We start from the raw sequence: 2,042 nt of genomic DNA, 5'->3' as shown, positions 1-2,042 counted from the left end.
CTCCAAAGCCCGCGACGCAGCGCCGGCAGGCAGAGCAAGTAGAGGGCAGCGCCTGCAATCCATGCCCACCCGTTCCACGTTGTTATAGAAGCCGCATAGATCGCCGTGAAGAGGAGGGGTCCGACGATCGAGGTCAGGCTGGTGAGCGCCGCCAGTGAGCCTTGCAGCTGCCCCTGACGTTCCTCATCCACCTGCCTGGACAACATTGCTTGCAGCGCCGGCATTCCGATGCCACCCGAAGCAAGCAGGACCATGATCGGGAACGCCATCCATCCCCGTGTCGCGAAGGCAAGCAGGATGTAGCCTGTGCCGTCGGCAATCATTCCGAGCATGAGTGCCCGCCTTTCGCCGAGCCGGGCGGCTACAGGGCCGGTGATCATTGCCTGGGCGAGTGAATGCAGAATGCCAAATGCGGCAAGCGAAATGCCGATCGTGGTCGCGTCCCAGTGAAAGCGATCCTCGCCGAAAATGACCCAAAGCGCGGCCGGCACCTGTCCGACAAGTTGCATGATGAAGAAGACCGCCATCAGGGCGGCGACGACGGTCATGCCCCGGGCCCACCGGAACGAAGCGAGCGGGTTGAGAGCCTCCCGGCGTAACGGCCGGCGTTCGCCTTTGTGCGACTCCGGCAAAAGGAAACAGCCCGTCAGGAAATTGAGGCCGTTCAAGGCTGCCGCGGCGAAGAACGGAGCGTGGGGGGAGAAACCGCCCATCAGCCCACCGAGCACAGGTCCCGCGACCATCCCGAACCCGAAACAGGCGCTCATGAAGCCGAAGTGCCGCGCGCGCTCATCGCCATCAGTGATATCGGCAATATAAGCGCCGGCTACCGCCCCAGTCGCCCCGGTGATGCCGGCCACGATCCGCCCGATATAGAGAACCCAAAGGAAAGGCGCCGTCGCCATGATGGCGTAGTCGACAGCAGCGCCGGCCAGCGAGACGAGCAAGACCGGCCGCCGCCCGAAACGATCCGACAGCGCGCCCAGCACAGGTGCGCAGGCAAATTGCATCAACGCATACAGCGCCAGCAGAATGCCATAGTGGGCGGTGACGTCGTTCGAGTGAACCAGATCGCGCAGGAGGCCCGGCAGCACCGGCATAATCAGGCCGATGCCGACAGCGTCGAGCGCGACAGTGCTCAGAATTACGATCAGGGGTCTGTTGGGTTTCACGTCTGGCCTCCGGACCAGCCTCCGCTGGTCCGATTGAACGCGCGGATTCTTTATCACTGATAAGTTGGTGGACATATTATGTTTATCAGTGATAAAGTGTCAAGCATGACAAAGTTGCAGCCGAATACAGTGATCCGTGCCGCCCTGGACCTGTTGAACGAGGTCGGCGTAGACGGTCTGACGACACGCAAACTGGCGGAACGGTTGGGGGTTCAGCAGCCGGCGCTTTACTGGCACTTCAGGAACAAGCGGGCGCTGCTCGACGCACTGGCCGAAGCCATGCTGGCGGAGAATCATACGCATTCGGTGCCGAGAGCCGACGACGACTGGCGCTCATTTCTGATCGGGAATGCCCGCAGCTTCAGGCAGGCGCTGCTCGCCTACCGCGATGGCGCGCGCATCCATGCCGGCACGCGACCGGGCGCACCGCAGATGGAAACGGCCGACGCGCAGCTTCGCTTCCTCTGCGAGGCGGGTTTTTCGGCCGGGGACGCCGTCAATGCGCTGATGACAATCAGCTACTTCACTGTTGGGGCCGTGCTTGAGGAGCAGGCCGGCGACAGCGATGCCGGCGAGCGCGGCGGCACCGTTGAACAGGCTCCGCTCTCGCCGCTGTTGCGGGCCGCGATAGACGCCTTCGACGAAGCCGGTCCGGACGCAGCGTTCGAGCAGGGACTCGCGGTGATTGTCGATGGATTGGCGAAAAGGAGGCTCGTTGTCAGGAACGTTGAAGGACCGAGAAAGGGTGACGATTGATCAGGACCGCTGCCGGAGCGCAACCCACTCACTACAGCAGAGCCATGTAGACAACATCCCCTCCCCCTTTCCACCGCGTCAGACGCCCGTAGCAGCCCGCTACGGGCTTTTTCA

2 protein-coding genes are annotated in these 2,042 nt (G+C 62.8%); one reads left to right on the top strand and one right to left on the bottom strand.

Features of this window, described 5'->3' with window-relative positions:
• Positions 1-1,172: tetracycline efflux MFS transporter Tet(A) (gene tet(A), locus L2I46_RS28985; RefSeq protein WP_000804062.1), on the bottom strand; the 1,172-nt coding region annotated here is incomplete at its 3' end.
• A 105-nt stretch (positions 1,173-1,277) separates the two neighbouring features.
• On the opposite strand from tet(A), the gene tetR(A) reads away from it, so the two are divergent.
• Positions 1,278-1,928 (top strand): tetracycline resistance transcriptional repressor TetR(A), encoded by a 651-nt coding sequence (tetR(A), locus tag L2I46_RS28980; protein ID WP_000164043.1) that lies wholly within the window; start codon positions 1,278-1,280, stop codon positions 1,926-1,928.
• The last annotated feature ends 114 nt before the right edge of the window (positions 1,929-2,042 follow it).

This window comes from Klebsiella sp. 2019SCSN059 (assembly GCF_021739525.1).
Lineage (GTDB): Bacteria > Pseudomonadota > Gammaproteobacteria > Enterobacterales > Enterobacteriaceae > Klebsiella > Klebsiella quasipneumoniae.
The sequence above is the reverse complement of the archived record's forward strand: the minus strand, read 5'-3'. Positions and strand labels throughout refer to the sequence as shown.